Origin of the sequence: Vibrio tubiashii ATCC 19109, from assembly GCF_000772105.1 — a bacterium.
GTDB classification, from domain to species: Bacteria; Pseudomonadota; Gammaproteobacteria; order Enterobacterales; family Vibrionaceae; genus Vibrio; species Vibrio tubiashii.
In genome coordinates this window covers 2,558,831-2,577,284 of the sequence record NZ_CP009354.1, presented here as the reverse complement: position 1 = coordinate 2,577,284, position 18,454 = coordinate 2,558,831, and the positions used below count along the sequence as shown (strand labels likewise).

Genomic DNA, 18,454 nt, shown 5'->3' with positions numbered 1-18,454 from the left:
GTTTAATCCGGTAAACTGTCTGTCACTTATATGGAGGTGATATGCATTGTCCTTTTTGTTCCGAGAATGACACCAAGGTGATCGATTCTCGTTTGGTGGCTGATGGCCATCAGGTTCGCCGTCGTCGTCAGTGCTTAGCGTGTAGTGAACGCTTTACGACTTTTGAAACGGCTGAATTAGTGATGCCAAGAGTGATCAAGTCTAATGGCAATCGCGAGCCGTTTAATGAAGATAAAATGGTCGGTGGTTTGCAGCGCGCTTTGGAAAAACGCCCTGTGAGTGCTGATGCTGTAGATGTTGCCATTAGCCTGATTAAATCTCAGCTACGAGCAACAGGTGAGCGTGAAGTGCCGAGTGAAATGATTGGCAACCTTGTGATGGATCAGCTTAAAGAGCTCGATAAAGTTGCCTATATTCGTTTTGCATCGGTATATCGTAGCTTTGAAGATATCCGCGAATTTGGTGAAGAGATCGCCCGACTCGAAGATTAGACACGGACTCTTATGGCACAGTTTACTCCCCAAGATATTCAAATGATGTCGCGCGCGATTGACCTTGCGAAAGGCGGCATTTATACCACTGCGCCTAACCCTAATGTGGGCTGCGTGATCGTTAATAATGATCAGATTGTTGGCGAGGGCTTCCACTTCCGAGCCGGTGAACCTCACGCCGAAGTCCATGCAATGCGAATGGCGGGTGAAAAAACAATTGGTGCAACTGCCTACGTGACTTTAGAGCCTTGTTCTCACTACGGACGTACTCCTCCATGTGCTGAAGGTTTGATCAAGGCGAAAGTGGCGAAAGTCATTTGCGCGATGCAAGACCCTAACCCTGTTGTTGCAGGACGTGGGATCAAAATGTTGCGCGATGCCGGTATCAAGGTTGAGGTTGGGCTTTTAGAGCAAGATGCACTGGCGCTTAATCCTGCTTTTATCAAGAAGATGAAAACAGGCATGCCATTTGTACAGCTAAAAATGGCTGCCAGCTTAGATGGTCAAACTGCTTTGAAAAATGGTCAAAGCCAGTGGATTACATCGCCTCAAGCGCGTCAAGATGTGCAAAAATTTCGTGCTCAAAGTGGCGCTATCTTATCGACGAGTAAAACAGTGATTGAAGATAATGCTTCACTCAATGTTCGTTGGGATGATTTATCTCCTTCTCTCCAATCTCATTATGACCAAGCAAACCTACGCCAACCTGTTCGTGTTATCTTGGATCGACAGCAAGCCCTGACTCCCGATCTAAAACTGTTTAAGGTCGATGGAGAGATCATCACAGTCGCACCAAAAGGAGAGCTCACACCTGAGCTTGACGCGAATCAGCAGTTGGATTTGAGCGCGACGTTTAAAGCACTTTCTCAGCAGCATAATATCAACCACTTATGGGTTGAGGCTGGGGCAACATTGGCAAGCAGCTTGATTAAACAGAACCTTGTTGATGAGCTAGTTATTTATCTCGCACCTAAAATAATGGGAAGCGATGGTCGAGGTCTATTTGGTGCTCTAGGCTTAGAGTCTATGGAGCATGTCCTTGACCTAAATATTCAAGATGTAAGGCAGGTGGGGAAAGATATCCGCATCATTGCCACGTTAAACAACAAAGAATCGTAATCATGTTTACAGGTATTGTAGAAGCAGTAGGCACTCTAACTGCGATAACGCCAAAAGGCGAAGACATCAGTGTGACGGTTGAAGTCGGCAAACTGGATATGTCAGATGTAAAATTGGGTGACAGTATCGCAACCAATGGCGTTTGCTTAACCGTGGTCGACTATAACGCAACAAGTTATAGCGCTGATTTGTCGCTCGAAACCTTGCAAAAAACAGGTTTTACTGACTATCAGGCCGGCGACAAAGTGAACCTTGAAAAAGCCATGCTGCCAACAACACGATTTGGTGGACACATTGTCTCTGGTCACGTTGATGGTGTGGGTGAAATTGTTGAACGTAATATGGTTGGCCGCGCGATTGAGTTTTGGGTTGCGATGCCAGCGGACATAGCTAAATACGTTGCCGAGAAAGGCTCAATCACTGTTGATGGTATCAGCCTGACGGTCAACGATTTACGTAAAAACGCGTTTAAGCTGACCATTGTTCCACACACTGGTGAAGAGACAACTATTGCGGACTTCCATGTTGGGCGTAAAGTTAATCTAGAAGTAGATGTACTTGCACGCTATATGGAGCGCCTGCTAACAAGCCAACAAGAACAATCTGAGTCCCGTATTACCATGGACTTCTTACAACAGAACGGTTTTGCGTAAAAGTCGGTGTAACTGCTGCCGACAATAAAACTTATTCGCTCAAGCTATAACAATAGGAATACCCAGATGCCAATTAGTACGCCGCAAGAAATTATCGAAGATATCCGCTTAGGGAAAATGGTCATCCTAATGGATGATGAAGATCGTGAAAACGAAGGCGATCTGATTATGGCTGCCGAGCATGTTACCCCAGAAGCGATTAACTTCATGGCGACCCATGGTCGTGGTTTGATTTGTTTAACCATGACTAAAGAGCGTTGTGAGCGTTTGGGCTTGCCGCCAATGGTGCAAGACAACAATGCTCAGTACACAACCAACTTTACGGTATCTATTGAAGCGGCTGAAGGTGTTACCACGGGTATTTCTGCTGCCGATCGCGCGCGTACTGTGCAAGCGGCCGTCGCGAAAGATGCGAAGGCTTCCGATCTTGTACAGCCGGGTCATATCTTCCCGTTAGCAGCGCAAGAAGGTGGCGTGCTAACTCGCGCAGGTCACACTGAAGCGGGCTGTGATCTGGCAAAACTTGCTGGTTTGGAGCCTTCAGGGGTGATTGTTGAAATCCTAAATGATGACGGCACTATGGCGCGTCGTCCTGACTTAGAGATCTTTGCAGAAAAGCATGACATTAAGCTCGGCACGATTGCTGACCTTATCGAGTACCGCAATAACACTGAAACAACCATTGAGCGCGTAGCAGAGTGTAAACTGCCAACAGAATATGGTGAGTTCGATCTTGTGACTTACCGTGACACTATTGATAACCAAGTTCACTACGCCCTGCGCAAAGGTGATGTGGAAAATGAAACACCACTAGTCCGTGTGCACCTGCAAGACACCTTTACTGATTTACTGCGTAGTGACCGCAATGCTGAGCGTAGCTGGACACTAGATAAAGCCATGACTCGTATTGGCAAAGAGGGTGGGGTACTGGTCATTCTTGGTAATGAAGAGTCAACGGATCTACTTATTCATCGCGTTAAGATGTTCGAAGCTCAAGATAAAGGCGAAGCGCCAACACTGGCTAAGAAACAAGGTACGTCACGTCGTGTCGGTGTCGGTTCGCAGATTCTGCAAGACCTTGGTGTACACGATATGCGTCTACTTTCGTCAACCAATAAGAAGTATCACGCATTGGGTGGCTTTGGTCTCAACGTTGTTGAGTACGTTTGCGAATAACAATTTACTTAAGGGAGCTTCGCGGAATCAAAACTTTAGCCGAAGCTCTAATTTTGTTGCTTCATTGTTAGGCAATGAAGCGAAACTTAATCTCTCGCTTGGAATTATTCGGCAACCCCATTTGTGCTAATTTCTATTAGATATTGCTCACAGATTTGTGCTAGAATCCGGCGATTCTCACTTGATGAACATAGTTAAAGGAAGGCTTATGAAAGTGATCGAGGGTGGCTTCCCAGCGCCAAACGCAAAAATTGCTATCGTTATTTCTCGTTTCAACAGTTTTATTAACGAAAGTCTATTGTCTGGTGCAATCGATACTTTAAAACGTCATGGCCAAGTTAGCGAAGACAACATCACTGTTGTTCGCTGCCCAGGTGCAGTAGAACTACCACTTGTTGCTCAACGCGTAGCTAAAACAGGCAAATTTGATGCAATCGTATCTCTTGGCACTGTTATTCGTGGCGGCACTCCACATTTCGACTATGTTTGTAGTGAATGTAACAAAGGTCTTGCGCAAGTTTCACTGGAATACTCTCTTCCAGTTGCTTTCGGCGTACTGACTGTTGATACAATTGACCAAGCAATTGAGCGCGCAGGAACCAAGGCTGGTAATAAAGGTGCAGAGGCTGCACTAAGCGCACTTGAGATGATTAACGTTCTTTCAGAAATCGATTCCTAATGGGGGCCAGTGTGAAACCAGCCGCACGTCGTAATGCACGTCGATTCGCTCTACAAGCGATCTACTCTTGGCAAATTACTAAAGAAAATGTTGCTACTATCGAGGAGCAATTTTTGTCAGGTGGTAAGTATGATGAAGAAGAACATCATGCTTCAGAGCCGGCACTTTCTACTCCAGACACAGACGTTGCATACTTCCGTGACCTGCTAACAGGTGTTGTGCTAAGTCACACAGAGCTAGATTGTAAGATTCGTCCATACACAGCGCGTCCAATGCAAGATTTGGACATGATGGAGCTAGCATTGCTTCGTCTTGCTATGTACGAAATGACTCGTCGTGAAGACGTACCTTACAAAGTGGTAATCAACGAAGCGATTGAACTTGCAAAAGTATTCGCTGCAGAAGAGAGCCACAAATTCGTCAATGGTGTGCTAGATAAAGCTGCGCCACACGTACGTAAGAAATAGTCGATTCAGATTATGAAAAGGTCAGCATTTGCTGACCTTTTTTATATGCAAAACTAATTCAGAAAAAGAAAGATATGTCAGGTGAGTTTAATTTAATCGACAAATACTTTGTTGGTCGCCAGAGTCAGCGTAAAGACGTCTTGCTGGCCGCAGGTGATGATTGCGCTTTGGTTAAAGTGCCACACGATCTTTCTGTCGCTATTAGTACCGATACTTTGGTGGCAGGAACTCATTTTCTTGCCAACGCAAACCCTGCATGGGTAGCGCACAAAGCACTTGCTTCAAATATTAGTGATTTAGCTGCGATGGGAGCGACGCCTGCTTGGGTTTCATTTGCCCTGACAATGCCTGAACCTGATGAAGCTTGGCTAGCGCCATTTTGTGACGCCTTCTTTGCGCTGGCTGATTATTTCGGTATTCAGCTGATAGGCGGTGATACGACCAAAGGCCCACTGAGCTTAACCTTAACGGTACAAGGCTTGGTTGATGCGGATAAAGCACTGCGCCGGGATGGGGCGCGAGTTGGCGACTGGGTTTATGTAACAGGAAATTTAGGTGATAGCCAAGCTGGGCTAGATGTTATTCTTGATTCCAACCTGCGCAGCAAGCCCTTTGCGCAAGAGCTAGAACAGCGTCATTACCTGTCTGAGCCAAGAGTGCTGGTCGGTCAGGCTCTGCTTGATCTAGCCAGTTCGGCGATCGACATTTCTGATGGTGTTATCTCAGACATCAAACACATTTTGCAACGCTCTCAGGTTGGCGTTAGTCTTGACGTTTCAAGCTTGCCTATTTCTAATGAACTTGTTCAATTCTTGGGTTCGGATTCTCAAGCTCAACAATATGCGCTGTCGAGCGGTGAAGAGTATGAGCTGTGTTTTACCGTACCAGAGCAGAACAAGGGTTCAATTGAGAGTGCTTTGGCTCACTGCGGCGCTAAGGTTACCTGTATTGGGCAAATTCGCCCACAAGGAACATTTGAACTCCATAACAGCGGCCAACCGATTGATTGGGATCTGAGTGGCTATGATCACTTCAAGTAAACAGTATTAACTATGACTAACCCTTTAACTCTTATTTCTCTAAAGAATCCGTGGCACTTATTGGCAACCGGATTTGGTAGCGGATTATCGCCAATTGTCCCAGGCACAATGGGTACCTTAGCAGCTATCCCTTTTTATTTACTACTTGTTCAGCTGCCACTGCCACTGTATGTAATTGCTGTTATTGCCTCCTGCTTTATTGGTATCAAGATTTGTCAAATCACCTCTGATGATATGGGCGTGCATGACCATGGCTCGATTGTCTGGGATGAATTCGCAGGGTTTTGGATCACTATGCTGGTGGTGCCACTGTTTAACCTTTCTGCGACTGATTGGAAGTGGTTACTGACAGGCTTTGTTTTCTTTCGTTTCTTCGATATGGTAAAACCTTGGCCTATTGGCTGGCTAGACAAGCGTGTTCACGGCGGTTTAGGCATTATGCTTGATGATATCGTCGCAGGCGTGATGGCAGGCGTGGCGCTTTATCTGGTCGGTAAATACGCGGGTTGGTTGGTTTAGACCGACGGAACGTCGGGAACGGACTGCGTCCTATGGAACGCTGCGCTTCGAGAATCGAGACCGGACTTCGCCCTGTTGGAAACTAGAGTTGATTCCTTAACAACATCGGAGCAACGTTAGTTATCCCGTTATCCCGTTATCCCGCTATCCATAGCGAAGCGTTCGCAAACAAAAAGGGTTGATGCTCTTACATCAACCCTCTGAAATAATTAGATTTCTCGAAGCGAAGCGCTCTCGAATCTCGGAGCGCAGCGTTCTTTCATCCTATTTTAGCTTATCTAAATCCGCTTCAATCTCTGCTATCTTACTTGAAACGACTTTCTCTAGATGACGTAGGTCAGACAGTATCTTCTCTTTAACATCAACTTCGACCGCTTTTTCAGGTTTCGTCAGTTTGTTTAGCTCATCGATAACGAGAGTGAGGTTACGGTTAATTTCCGTGACTTCTTTGTACTTGTGACTGCCGCTGTCGACGAGGACATTCTTCACCTGTCGCGGGTACTTGAACTTGACGCTTTTCGCAAACAGCTCACCTTTTTGCTTACGAAAATAGATTTTTAACACATCCTTGTGCGCTTCTTGACGAAGGGAATAGCGCTCAATTTGTTTAGGATCGTGAATACCTAAACCAGTGAGGTGTGGATACATAGGCTACCTCTATTGTGTTGCAGTAATTATCCCTACCCCAAAAATGAGCAGGGAATGAACAATTCACTATTAATGTAGCAGCCTATGATCGTGGTAGATAGCGCTTTTTGAAACAAGTTAGCAACTTGTGGTCGAGATCGCTTAAGGTGCTAGTTCTGCGACATTTTTTATGAGCTTATCTCTGAGCTCTTGTTGCTGCTCTTCACTCAACTTACCGCCACTTTCACTGGTGATGATAAATAAATCTTCAGCGCGTTCACCTATGGTGGTGATTTTCGCGGCATGCAGGTGAACGCCAGAGTCGGCAAATGTTGCACCCACAGTGGCCAGTAAGCCCGGTGTATCTAAGGCAACGAACTCAAGCAGGGTACGTTTCTTACTCTTAGTCGGTAAGAAATCGACCTGAGTTTTGACCTTAAAGTGCTGTAAGTTTCTAGGGACACGGCGTGTCTTGATTTTGGTAGGTCGACCATCTTCAAGCACATGAGCAAGATGTTTTATAACCGCTTTATGTCGGCTTTCATCAACCACATCACCATTTTGGTCGAGCACCATGAAAGTATCGAGGACATAGCCATCTTTACTGGTCATAACTTGTGCGTCATGGACGTTAAAGTTTCTTCGGTCGAGCTCTGCAACCACAGTGGCAAACAGCGCGTGCTGATCTTTGCTATAAACAAACACTTCCGTACCGCCGCGCGTCGCTTTCTTTGAAATTAAGATCAGAGGTTGTGAGTGATCGTCGTGGCGTAGTAGATGAGAACAGTGCCAAGCGATCTGCTTATGGGTATGGCGCAAGAAGTAATCAGCCTTAAACCTCTGCCACAGCACTTCAATTTCCCGCGCGTTAAAACCTTCTTTGCGTAATAGCGCAGAGGCTAAGTGCTGGTTGTGGCGAATACGCTCTCTAACATCAACAGGGTTTTCTAAGCCGCGGCGAAGCGCGCGTTGAGTTGAATAGAAGAGCTCTGCAAGCAAGGTTCGCTTCCAACTGTTCCACAGTTCAGGGTTGGTCGCGCAGATATCAGCAACAGTTAGACAGACCAGATACTCTAAGTATTCCTCATCGCGAACTTTTTTGGCGAACTCAGTAATCACCTCAGGATCGTAGATATCACGGCGTTGAGCGGTCACTGACATCAACAGGTGATGCCTAACCAACCAAGCGACTAACTTGGCTTCCGGTTTAGATAACCCATGCTCGATACAGAAATCGTAGGCTTCACCTTCACCAATCACCGAGTGGTCGCCGCCGCGACCTTTACCAATATCATGGAAAATAGCTGCGATGATCAGCAGTTCTTTTTTCTGAATACGCGGGTAGACCTCGCAACAGATAGGGTGCTTACCATGGTTGTTCGGATCGCTAAAAGTATTTATGTGTTTGAGCAGGCGAACACTGTGTTCATCTACGGTGTAAACATGGAACAGGTCGAACTGCATTTGACCGACGATTTGACTCCACTGAGGCAGGTAAGCAGCTAGCACCCCAAGTTTGTGCATCAAGCTAAAGGCTTTATGCAGCGCATTAGGGTGACGACACAGGTCGAGAAATTTCTCTCTCGCTTCAGGAATGGTATGCAGGAACTTATTCAGTCTTCGCCTTGCAGTACGTAGCTGACGCATAGTAGGAGGTGCGACCCCTTCTATGGTGGAATCGTTGGCAATATGTAGGAACATATCCAAAATTGTTTCCGGGCGAGCTTGGAACAAGGCAGGTTTGCGCGCTTCAATCAAATGACCACGGCGCTGGAAATCTTCGCTGAGAACGACTGGTTCTGCCTCGACGCCATTTTCTAAGATCGCTTGGTCAAACAGTTTGAGCAGCATTTTGTTGAGCTCTGCCACGCGGCGCAACGTGCGATAGAACTCTTTCATCATCATCTCAACGCCACGGTTTCCTTCACCAGCAAAGCCTAAGCTTTCGGCGACTTGTGCTTGGTGAGCGAAGGTAAGGCGATTATCGTAACGTTTAAGCTCAATGTGCAGTGCAAAACGGACTCGCCACAGGAAGTCCTGGCATTCAACGAGCTCACGATATTCTGCATCGGTTAGAAAGCCGTACTGGCTCATCTCAAGTAGTGATGTAGCCCCAAAATGGCGGCGTGCAACCCAGCTTAGCGTATGGATATCGCGTAAGCCTCCCGGCGTGGATTTGATGTCAGGCTCAAGGTTGTAGGTGGTGTCATGGTATCGCGCGTGACGGTCACGCTGCTCTCTGACCTTCGCTTTGTAAAACACCTCACTTGGCCAAAACGACTCAGAGTGAATAACCATCCTCAGCTGGTGGAAGGTATCTTCGCAACCACAGAGTAGGCGAGCTTCCTGTAAGTTAGTTGCTACGGTTAAGTCGTCTTTACCAATCTCGGCACACTCTTCAACGCTACGAACGGCGTGACCAACCTCTAGTCGCAAATCCCACAGTAAGGTGATGAACTCACTAACCTTGCCTTTTAGTGAGTCAGGAAGTGCTTTACGAGAGACGACAAGAATGTCGATGTCAGAAAGAGGGTGTAACTCACCTCGGCCATAGCCACCAACTGCAACAAGACTGATGTTCGGCAGGTTAGAAAAACCAAAGTGGTCCCAGAGGCGGTTGAGCAGTAAATCAATATATTCGGCCCGACCGAGCACTAAATTGGTCACAGGGTGATGAGCGAGAAACTCTTGCTTCTGATAGTTGGCAAAATTTTCGAGTTGGCTTTTTAGCTCACCAATTGAAATTTGTTGTTCTTCGAGTGTGAGAGGCGATTGAAAGGGCATACAGCGAATCCATGCAAAATAGTCCTAGTGAGAACTAATCTAACAAAATGGCATCAATAAAAAAATATCCCCGACGATGCGGGGATATTGAAAGGAGGTTAAGCGTTGTTCATCATTCGTGGGATAGTGTCATCGCTACGCAGCGTTAGTACTTCACAACCTGTCTTGGTGATGAGAATAGTGTGCTCATACTGAGCTGATTTCTTACCGTCGCCTGTGTAGACTGTCCAGTCATCTTCGGCATCTACGCTCACACCGAACTTACCTGCGTTAATCATTGGTTCAATGGTAAAGCACATGCCTTCTTTTAGAACGCGGCGGTCGTTGTTCTTGTAGTGAACGATTTGCGGTTCTTCATGGAACTCGTTACCAATGCCGTGACCACAGAAATCTTTAACAATAGAGAACTTATTACGTGGGTTCTTCTTGTTGTTTTCTTTGATGTACTTTTCAATCGCAGTGCCGATATCACCCACAGTTGCGCCAGGTTTTACCTTACGCATACCAACATACAGTGCCTCTTGAGTCACCAGACATAGGCGCTTATCTGCTGGAGAAACATCACCAACAAAGAACATCTTTGACGTGTCGCCGTGGTAACCTTGTGGACGAACACTTAGGTCTGCACCTTCTTCATCTGGAATGATAACCGTAATATCGACGTTGATGATGTCGCCATTTTTAAGGATCGCAGGCTTTAGTTGACCGTTGCTACCCACTTCATCCGCAGAGGCAGGGATTCCGTGGCAGACGATATGGTTGATTGAAGTACAGATTGATTTTGGAAATCCGTGGTAATCAAGTGGGGCAGAGTAGGCGCCTTTTTCAATCCCGTAATCGTGACAAATCTGGTTCAATTCATCTGTAGTCACACCCTCTTTGATGTGAGGTTCGATCATCTCTAGGATCTCAGCGGCCAAAGCGCCCGCGAGTCTCATACGTTCGATTTCTTCAGCTGTTTTAATCTTGATTGACATTGGCTTTCTCTACTTAATTTAGTTGCACTCTAAGGTGCGAATGGGCGCATTCTATCAGGAACACCTCATAATGAGAATGATTCTTCTAATACGTGCCGTATTGGCAATAGTGCACTCAATAGAGGTGGAAAAGTTTTTTTACTAGCCAGGATGGGTGAAAATATGGTATAAAGCGCGCCGGAAATGTGGTCAGTTCTCTCTGCTAAGTTTATCTCAGTGGCGAAGCTGGTTACTTCCAACTAACTTATATCTTTAAATCACACACATTCCGTCACATATTCCGGGGTGCTGGGCAGAAGCCTAGTCGGAGTTATGGGGGATGTGGAGGCCTAACCCCATAGAGGATTTTAAAATGGCAACTGTATCAATGCGCGATATGCTAAAAGCTGGTGTTCACTTCGGTCACCAGACTCGTTACTGGAACCCAAAAATGAAGCCATTCATCTTTGGTGCTCGTAACAAGGTTCATATCATCAACCTAGAAAAAACTGTACCAATGTTCAACGACGCTCTAGCTGAACTAGCTAAAGTTGGCGAGAAGAAAGGTAAAGTTCTATTCGTTGGTACTAAGCGCGCTGCATCTGAAGCTGTTAAAGAAGCTGCAATCGCAAGCAACCAGTTCTACGTAAACAACCGCTGGTTAGGCGGTATGCTTACAAACTACAAAACTGTTCGTCAGTCAATCAAGCGTCTAAAAGATCTTGAAGCTCAAGCTCAAGACGGTACTTTTGATAAGCTAACTAAGAAAGAAGCTCTAATGCGTACTCGTGAAATGGAGAAGCTAGAGAAATCTCTTGGTGGTATCAAAGACATGGGCGGCCTACCAGACGCTCTATTCGTAATCGACGCTGACCACGAGCACATTGCGATTAAAGAAGCGAACAACCTAGGTATTCCAGTTTACGCTGTAGTAGATACTAACTCTAACCCAGACGGCGTTGACTACATCATCCCAGGTAACGACGATGCGATCCGTGCAGTACAGCTTTACCTAAACGCTGCTGCAACTTCAGTAACTGAAGGTCGTAACAAAGACGTAGCTGTTGCTGCTGAAAAAGATGGTTTCGTAGAAGCTGAATAATAGCGGCTCCGAGTCACACTTAGATTATGTGCAACCCAGTTGTAGCATAAACTGAGTTATAGTTATCAGCAGGGGCCGAAAATGTAGGCCCCTGTTTTTTACCAAATACAGAATCAACTGAGGAATAGAGAATGGCTGTTACTGCTGCTCTAGTTAAAGAACTGCGCGAACGTACTGGCGCAGGCATGATGGAATGTAAGAAAGCGCTTGTTGAAGCAAACGCTGACATCGAACTAGCAATCGAAAACATGCGTAAATCAGGTGCTGCTAAAGCTGCTAAGAAAGCAGGTAACGTAGCTGCTGAAGGCGCAATCATCATCAAAGAAGAAAACGGTGTTGCTGTTCTTCTTGAAGTTAACTGCCAAACTGACTTCGTTGCTAAAGATGGTAACTTCACTGCATTTGCAGAGAAAGTTGCAGCTGACGCTCTAGCATCTAAAGCTTCTGTTGAAGAACTAGTAGCTAAATTCGAAGAAGAGCGTGTTGCTCTAGTTGCTAAGATCGGTGAAAACATCAACATCCGTCGCGTTCAATACGTTGAAGGTTCTGCTATCGCCTCTTACCGTCACGGCGAGAAGATCGGTGTAGTTGTTGCTGGTGAAGGCGATGCTGAAACTCTTAAGCACGTTGCAATGCACGTTGCTGCTTCTAAGCCAGAGTACGTTAACCCAGAAGACGTACCAGCTGACGTAGTTGCTAAAGAGAAAGAAGTTCAAGTTGAAATCGCTATGAACGAAGGCAAGCCTGCTGAGATCGCTGAGAAGATGGTTGTTGGCCGCATGAAGAAATTCACTGGCGAAATCTCTCTAACTGGTCAAGCGTTCATCATGGAGCCTAAGAAATCTGTTGGCGAAATGCTGAAAGAAAAAGGCGCTTCTGTTGCTACATTCGTTCGCCTAGAAGTAGGTGAAGGTATCGAGAAAGCAGAAGAAATGAGCTTCGCTGAAGAAGTAGCTGCTGCTCAAAAAGGTTAATCCTTAGAGATACGCACAAAGTTTAGACCGTAGCCAAGGCTGCGGTCTTTTTACGACTAAAGGCACCACCTTTAGCTGTGATGGATGCAGACTTTTGATAAGTCTTTATCCATGACTGTTAATCAACAACTCTCTTTTGGAAGGTAAACTCCATGACTACGAACCCTAAACCAGCATATCAACGTATTCTGTTAAAACTAAGTGGTGAAGCACTTCAAGGCGAAGAAGGTTTTGGCATCGATCCAGCAATCCTTGATCGTATGGCCCAAGAAGTAAAAGAGTTGGTTGAGCTTGGTGTTCAAGTTGGTGTTGTTATCGGTGGTGGTAACTTGTTCCGTGGTGCTGGCCTAGCTGAAGCGGGCATGAACCGTGTTGTTGGTGACCACATGGGTATGCTAGCGACGGTAATGAACGGTCTTGCGATGCGTGATGCGTTGCACCGTGCTTACGTAAACGCTCGTGTAATGTCAGCAATCCCTCTAAAAGGTGTCTGTGACGACTACAACTGGGCAGATGCGATTCGTGAACTGCGTCAAGGCCGCGTTGTTATCTTCTCTGCAGGTACTGGTAACCCATTCTTTACCACAGATTCTGCTGCATGTTTGCGCGGAATCGAGATCGAAGCGGACGTAGTTCTAAAAGCGACAAAAGTAGATGGCGTATTTACTGCTGACCCAGTAGCAAACCCAGACGCAGAGCTGTATGATAAGCTTTCGTTCAATGCTGTTCTTGAAAAAGAACTGAAAGTAATGGATTTGGCAGCATTTACACTAGCACGTGACCACAAAATGCCAATCCGTGTATTCAATATGAATAAGCCAGGCGCACTACGTCGCGTGGTGATGGGTGAAGCAGAAGGCACGCTAATCAGCGACGCTGAGTAATTCTAATCGCCGCAGCATAAATCAATTGTGCTGCGGTATTGCCTTTGAAGACTCCCTATTAAGCTTTCTTGAAGAAAGATTTACACATTAAGGTGATATTGTGATTAACGAAATCAAACAAGACGCTCAAGAGCGCATGGATAAGAGCGTTGAAGCGCTAAAAAACAACCTTTCTAAAGTTCGCACAGGCCGTGCACACCCAAGCCTACTTTCTGGCATTTCAGTCGAGTACTACGGTGCACCAACGCCTCTAAACCAGGTAGCAAACGTCGTTGCTGAAGATGCTCGTACGCTTGCAATCACAGTATTTGATAAAGAGCTAACGCCTAAAGTTGAAAAAGCGATCATGATGTCTGACCTAGGTCTAAACCCTATGTCTGCGGGTACTATCATTCGCGTTCCACTTCCACCGCTAACGGAAGAGCGTCGTAAAGACCTAGTTAAAATCGTTCGTGGCGAAGCTGAAGGTGGCCGTGTTGCTATCCGTAACATCCGTCGTGACGCTAACGGCGAGCTAAAAGCACTACTAAAAGACAAAGAAATCTCTGAAGACGAAGATCGTAAAGGTCAAGACGAAATCCAGAAAATCACTGACGCAGCTGTGAAACAAGTTGATGAAGTGTTAGCGGCAAAAGAAAAAGAGTTGATGGAAGTCTAATTCTCCATAAACTTTCTCCATATAGAGCGCTGTGCTCGCTGTACAGCGCTTTTTTATGCTACTCTCTGTCCCCTGCTGATTAATAATCAACGTTTTATGCAAAACTCACAACTCTCTCCTGATTTACTCCCGAAACATATCGCAATCATCATGGATGGCAATGGTCGTTGGGCAAAAGCTCAAGGTAAGCCGCGCGTCTTTGGTCACAAGAATGGTGTCGCTGCTGTTCGTAAAGCGATCTCGACGTCTGCAAAACTTGGTATCAAAGCGATCACACTGTTTGCGTTTAGTAGTGAAAACTGGCGACGTCCAGAAGAGGAAGTGGGTGTCTTGATGGAGCTGTTTATTACAGTTCTCTCTACAGAAGTTAAAAAACTGCACAAGAACAACTTACGCTTACGCGTTATTGGTGACACTTCGCGCTTTAATGAGCGCTTACAAAAGAAGATTGCTCAAGCTGAGGCTTTGACCGAAGGCAATACGGGCATGGTGATCAATATAGCAGCCAACTATGGTGGTAAGTGGGATATTATGCAGGCGACGAAAGCAATTTCAGCTAAGGTTGCCGCTGGTGAGCTCTCTCAAGATGAGATTAGTGAAGAACTCATCACAGAGCACCTCACAATGGCAGATTTACCTGAAGTTGATTTAATGATTCGAACCAGTGGCGAATGCCGCATTAGTAACTTTATGTTGTGGCAGATGGCTTACGCGGAAATGTATTTCACACCGATTTACTGGCCAGAGTTCGATGAAAATAGCTTGATAGAAGCTGTGACTTGGTTTGTTAACCGTGAGCGCCGTTTTGGCTGTACCGGTGAGCAAGTTAAAGCTCTAATGGAAAGCGAATAAAGGATCAAAGTTTGAAACAAAGAATTATAACGGCACTTATTTTAGCGCCATTGGTAATATTAGGGATATTCAAACTTTCTCTCCCTCTATTTATGATTGCCATCGCGGCAGTGACCTTGATTGGTTTTTGGGAATGGACTCAATTTGTTGACGCTCCTTCGCGAATGATCGCACTGATTCCAACCGTATTAGTGAGCGCTGCGACAATTTGGTTAGTGCCCTCAGATGCACTGAGTCTGAATCTTATCACTCAACCCCATTACATCATTTTAGCCTTGGGCTGCATTTGGTGGTTGGCTGCCAGTGCGCTTGCCATTACTTATCCTAAATCGTCGAGCCTATGGCAAAACTCCAACTTGCTTCGCTATAGCTTTGGTATTTTGACTCTATTGCCGTTTTTCTGGAGCGTACTCATGTTACGTGCAGAAGCGATTGAGGCTGATCCTTATCACGGTGCTAGACTGGTTTTATACGTTTGCTTTATCGTTTGGGCTGCAGACAGTGGTGCTTATTTTGCCGGTAAGAGTTTGGGCAAGAACAAAATGGCGCCACATGTAAGTCCAAATAAAACCATTGAAGGTTTAATCGGCGGGATTATTACGGCAATTCTCGTTGGTTGGGGAACGGCTTATTGGTTCGATATTCAGTTTGCCAATGGCTGGGTCATGGTCGGTATTACACTTGTAACTGTCGTGATTTCAGTGCTTGGAGACTTGGTTGAGAGTATGTTCAAGCGAGTGGCTGGTATTAAAGACAGCAGTAACATAATCCCAGGGCATGGTGGCGTTCTTGATCGTATAGACAGCTTAACCGCCGCTTTCCCTGTGTTTGCATTCCTCTACTTCACATTTTAAGGCAAGCTTCGGCTTGCCCTATTCATTAACGGTTTCTTGCTATGCGTAAGTTAACGATTTTAGGTGCGACAGGCTCAATTGGAGCAAGCACATTCAAAGTCATCGAGCAAAACCCTGAAAAGTTCTCTGTGGTAGCGCTTGCTGCTGGGCAGAACGTCGAAAAAATGCGTCAGCTGTGTCAGAAATGGCAACCTAAGTATGCAGTGATGGCTGATGAACAAGCTGCATTGAAACTAAAAGCTCAGTTAATCGATCTAAAAATTAACACCGAAGTGAGATCGGGTGTTGATGCCATGTGTGAGATTTCATCTTGTGATGAGGTTGATACCGTTATGGCGGCGATTGTCGGTGCGGCTGGCTTATTGCCGACTATGGCTGCGGTCAAAGCCGGTAAACGTGTACTGCTTGCAAACAAAGAAGCGCTAGTGATGTCTGGCAAGTTGTTTATCGATGCAGTTGAAAAGCATGGCGCTGAGCTTCTCCCTGTCGATAGCGAGCACAATGCTATTTTTCAGTGCTTACCTAGTGATATTCAAACCAATCTTGGCCGTTGCGATCTAAACGCACATGGTATCTCTCATATCTTGCTGACGGGCTCTGGTGGGCCATTCCGCTATAGCGATATTGATTCGCTGTCTAGTGTGACTCCGGAGCAGGCGATTGCTCACCCTAACTGGTCAATGGGGCCAAAGATCTCGGTAGATTCTGCGACCATGATGAATAAGGGTCTTGAGTACATTGAAGCTAAGTGGTTATTCAATACCGCTCGCGAGCAGCTTAAAGTCTTGATTCACCCTCAGTCAGTGATTCACTCTATGGTGCAGTATCGAGATGGCTCGGTACTCGCTCAAATGGGCGAGCCAGATATGGCAACACCTATTGCACTAACGCTCTCTTATCCTGAGCGCGTGAATGCAGGTGTAGCGCCATTAGATTTCACTAAAGTAGGTGATCTGACCTTCCTTGAGCCTGATTTCGCTCGTTACCCTTGCCTTAAACTGGCGATTGATGCTTGTTACGAAGGACAACATGCGACCACATTGCTCAATGCGGCGAATGAAGTGGCTGTTGAAGCTTTCTTACAACGCCAACTTAAATTTACCGATATCGCAGTGGTTAACGAACAAGTGTTAACCAAGCTGACCGCATCTGTTAGCCCGTCACACTGTCGTGACTTGGAAAGCATTGTTGAGCTAGATAGAATGGCAAGAGAGTTAGCAGCCAATACCATAAGTGAGCGTAAGCTATGACGGGTATCATCTGGAATTTTGTTTCTTTTATCATTGCTCTTGGCATTTTAGTTGCCGTGCATGAGTACGGTCACTTTTGGGTGGCCCGCCGCTGTGGAGTTAAAGTAGAAAAGTTCTCGATCGGTTTTGGTAAATCCATTTGGAGCAAGGTCGGGAAAGACGGTACTGAATACAGTATTTCAGTCATTCCGCTAGGCGGCTATGTAAAAATGCTCGATGGCCGTGTTGATGAGTTGGCACAAGGTGAGCATGAGTTTGCGTTTGACCGTAAACCACTTTGGAAACGTACGGCTATCGTTGCAGCAGGCCCTGTATTTAACTTTTTGTTTGCGATCTTTGCATACTGGCTAGTTTTCTTGATTGGCGTGCCTGCGGTTAAACCTGTGGTTGGCCAAGTGACCCCTTATTCAATAGCCGCTGAAGCAGGTTTAGAGTCTGGGATGGAACTAAAAGCGGTTTCTGGCGTCAAAACTGCGGATTGGGAATCGGTCAATATGGGTTTGATTTCTCATATTGGTGATAAACAGTTAACCATGACGGTTGCTCCGGCAGATGGTATCGGCGTCGAGCAAACTAAGGTTTTTAACTTAACCAATTGGAACTTTGACCCTGAGAAAGAGTCTGCTATGTCAGCGCTTGGGTTTGTTCCCTTTACACCGCAAATAACCGCTAAGCTGACCAATGTTTCAGAAGGTGGAGCAGGCGAAAGGGCGGGGCTGATGAGTGGTGACTTACTGACCAAGATCGATGGTGTAGAAATCACTCAGTGGCAGCAAGTGATTGAGAGCATTCAGAACAACCCTAACACTCCGCTATCGCTTGAAATTGAGCGTGACGGAGAGCGTTTAGACTTAACGATTACACCCGATAGCCGTGAGCTATCAAATGACCGAGTGATTGGTTTTGCTGGAATCACACCTGAGGTCGCAGAATGGCCAGAAAATTATCGCTTCGATCTTCAATTTGGTGTAATTGAATCAATCGGAAAGGCGGTTGAGAAAACTGGGCAAGTCATCGATTTAACCATCAGTATGTTGAAGAAACTGATTGTTGGGGATGTCGGACTGAATAATTTAAGTGGGCCTATTTCGATCGCGAAAGGAGCCGGAACAACAGCCGATTATGGCTTAGTTTACTTCCTAGGGTTCCTGGCATTAATCAGTGTGAACTTAGGGATTATTAACCTTGTACCGTTGCCAATGTTGGACGGCGGACATTTATTGTTTTTTGCTATTGAGGCTGTAATAAGACGTCCAGTTCCAGAAAAAATTCAGGAAATGGGTTACCGTGTAGGCGGTGCAATTATCTTCTCTCTTATGGCAGTGGCAATTTTCAATGATTTTGCCCGTCTGTAATCGGGTAAAGGTTG

General features: G+C 45.9%; 19 protein-coding genes. 16 read left to right on the top strand and 3 right to left on the bottom strand.

The features are described 5' to 3' along the window. Positions 1 to 41: 41 nt before the first annotated feature. The 8 genes from nrdR (at position 42) to pgpA (ending at position 6,144) form a co-directional block, all read left to right on the top strand. Positions 42 to 491, top strand: coding sequence for a transcriptional regulator NrdR (gene nrdR / locus IX91_RS11755; RefSeq protein WP_004744882.1), 450 nt, complete (start codon positions 42 to 44; stop codon positions 489 to 491). Positions 492 to 503: 12 nt separating this feature from the next. Then, a complete protein-coding gene (ribD, locus tag IX91_RS11750; RefSeq protein ID WP_004744881.1) occupies positions 504 to 1,610 on the top strand; it encodes a bifunctional diaminohydroxyphosphoribosylaminopyrimidine deaminase/5-amino-6-(5-phosphoribosylamino)uracil reductase RibD in 1,107 nt (368 codons plus the stop codon). A 2-nt stretch (positions 1,611 to 1,612) separates the two neighbouring features. Next, complete coding sequence (locus tag IX91_RS11745) at positions 1,613 to 2,263, top strand: riboflavin synthase (protein WP_004744880.1); 651 nt, start codon at positions 1,613 to 1,615, stop codon at positions 2,261 to 2,263. A gap of 66 nt (positions 2,264 to 2,329) precedes the next feature. Next, positions 2,330 to 3,439, top strand: coding sequence for a bifunctional 3,4-dihydroxy-2-butanone-4-phosphate synthase/GTP cyclohydrolase II (ribBA, locus tag IX91_RS11740; RefSeq protein ID WP_004744879.1), 1,110 nt, complete (start codon positions 2,330 to 2,332; stop codon positions 3,437 to 3,439). A gap of 208 nt (positions 3,440 to 3,647) precedes the next feature. Then, on the top strand, positions 3,648 to 4,118 hold the full coding sequence (ribH, locus tag IX91_RS11735; protein ID WP_004415274.1) for a 6,7-dimethyl-8-ribityllumazine synthase: 471 nt from the start codon (positions 3,648 to 3,650) through the stop codon (positions 4,116 to 4,118). Then, complete coding sequence (nusB, locus tag IX91_RS11730; RefSeq protein WP_004744878.1) at positions 4,118 to 4,585, top strand: transcription antitermination factor NusB; 468 nt, start codon at positions 4,118 to 4,120, stop codon at positions 4,583 to 4,585. Before ribH ends, nusB begins: the two co-directional genes overlap by 1 nt. A 74-nt stretch (positions 4,586 to 4,659) precedes the next feature. Next, a complete protein-coding gene (gene thiL, locus IX91_RS11725; RefSeq protein ID WP_004749086.1) occupies positions 4,660 to 5,625 on the top strand; it encodes a thiamine-phosphate kinase in 966 nt (321 codons plus the stop codon). Positions 5,626 to 5,637: 12 nt separating this feature from the next. Continuing rightward, on the top strand, positions 5,638 to 6,144 hold the full coding sequence (pgpA, locus tag IX91_RS11720) for a phosphatidylglycerophosphatase A (RefSeq protein WP_004744782.1): 507 nt from the start codon (positions 5,638 to 5,640) through the stop codon (positions 6,142 to 6,144). 264 nt (positions 6,145 to 6,408) lie between these two features. Here pgpA and IX91_RS11715 read toward each other — a convergent pair whose 3' ends face one another. The 3 genes from IX91_RS11715 to map all read right to left on the bottom strand — a co-directional run bounded on the left by IX91_RS11715 (position 6,409) and on the right by map (position 10,532). Continuing rightward, on the bottom strand, positions 6,409 to 6,792 hold the full coding sequence (locus tag IX91_RS11715; RefSeq protein WP_004744783.1) for a DUF3461 family protein: 384 nt from the start codon (positions 6,790 to 6,792) through the stop codon (positions 6,409 to 6,411). 141 nt (positions 6,793 to 6,933) lie between these two features. Continuing rightward, a complete protein-coding gene (gene glnD, locus IX91_RS11710; RefSeq protein WP_004744784.1) occupies positions 6,934 to 9,555 on the bottom strand; it encodes a bifunctional uridylyltransferase/uridylyl-removing protein GlnD in 2,622 nt (873 codons plus the stop codon). 98 nt (positions 9,556 to 9,653) lie between these two features. After that, positions 9,654 to 10,532 carry a type I methionyl aminopeptidase gene (gene map / locus IX91_RS11705; RefSeq protein WP_004744785.1) on the bottom strand — a complete coding sequence of 293 codons (879 nt, stop codon included), beginning with the start codon at positions 10,530 to 10,532 and terminating at the stop codon, positions 9,654 to 9,656. Positions 10,533 to 10,884: 352 nt separating this feature from the next. On the opposite strand from map, the gene rpsB reads away from it, so the two are divergent. The 8 genes from rpsB to rseP all read left to right on the top strand — a co-directional run bounded on the left by rpsB (position 10,885) and on the right by rseP (position 18,440). Continuing rightward, positions 10,885 to 11,613: a 30S ribosomal protein S2 gene (rpsB, locus tag IX91_RS11700; RefSeq protein ID WP_004744786.1), complete on the top strand. Its 729-nt coding sequence runs from the start codon at positions 10,885 to 10,887 to the stop codon at positions 11,611 to 11,613. Between the two features lie 131 nt (positions 11,614 to 11,744). Further along, positions 11,745 to 12,587 carry a translation elongation factor Ts gene (tsf, locus tag IX91_RS11695; RefSeq protein WP_004744787.1) on the top strand — a complete coding sequence of 281 codons (843 nt, stop codon included), beginning with the start codon at positions 11,745 to 11,747 and terminating at the stop codon, positions 12,585 to 12,587. A gap of 152 nt (positions 12,588 to 12,739) precedes the next feature. Beyond that, positions 12,740 to 13,471 (top strand): UMP kinase, encoded by a 732-nt coding sequence (pyrH, locus tag IX91_RS11690; protein WP_004744788.1) that lies wholly within the window; start codon positions 12,740 to 12,742, stop codon positions 13,469 to 13,471. A 100-nt stretch (positions 13,472 to 13,571) separates the two neighbouring features. Next, entirely contained in the window at positions 13,572 to 14,129 is a 558-nt protein-coding gene (gene frr, locus IX91_RS11685) for a ribosome recycling factor (RefSeq protein ID WP_004744789.1), read from the top strand. Positions 14,130 to 14,225: 96 nt separating this feature from the next. Further along, positions 14,226 to 14,981 (top strand): isoprenyl transferase, encoded by a 756-nt coding sequence (locus IX91_RS11680; protein ID WP_004744790.1) that lies wholly within the window; start codon positions 14,226 to 14,228, stop codon positions 14,979 to 14,981. Positions 14,982 to 14,992: 11 nt separating this feature from the next. Beyond that, positions 14,993 to 15,835, top strand: coding sequence for a phosphatidate cytidylyltransferase (locus tag IX91_RS11675; protein WP_004744791.1), 843 nt, complete (start codon positions 14,993 to 14,995; stop codon positions 15,833 to 15,835). Between the two features lie 41 nt (positions 15,836 to 15,876). After that, a complete protein-coding gene (gene ispC / locus IX91_RS11670) occupies positions 15,877 to 17,085 on the top strand; it encodes a 1-deoxy-D-xylulose-5-phosphate reductoisomerase (protein WP_004744792.1) in 1,209 nt (402 codons plus the stop codon). After that, positions 17,082 to 18,440, top strand: a complete 1,359-nt coding sequence (rseP, locus tag IX91_RS11665) for a sigma E protease regulator RseP (RefSeq protein ID WP_004744793.1) — start codon at positions 17,082 to 17,084, stop codon at positions 18,438 to 18,440. The genes ispC and rseP overlap by 4 nt, the downstream gene beginning before the upstream one ends. The last annotated feature ends 14 nt before the right edge of the window (positions 18,441 to 18,454 follow it).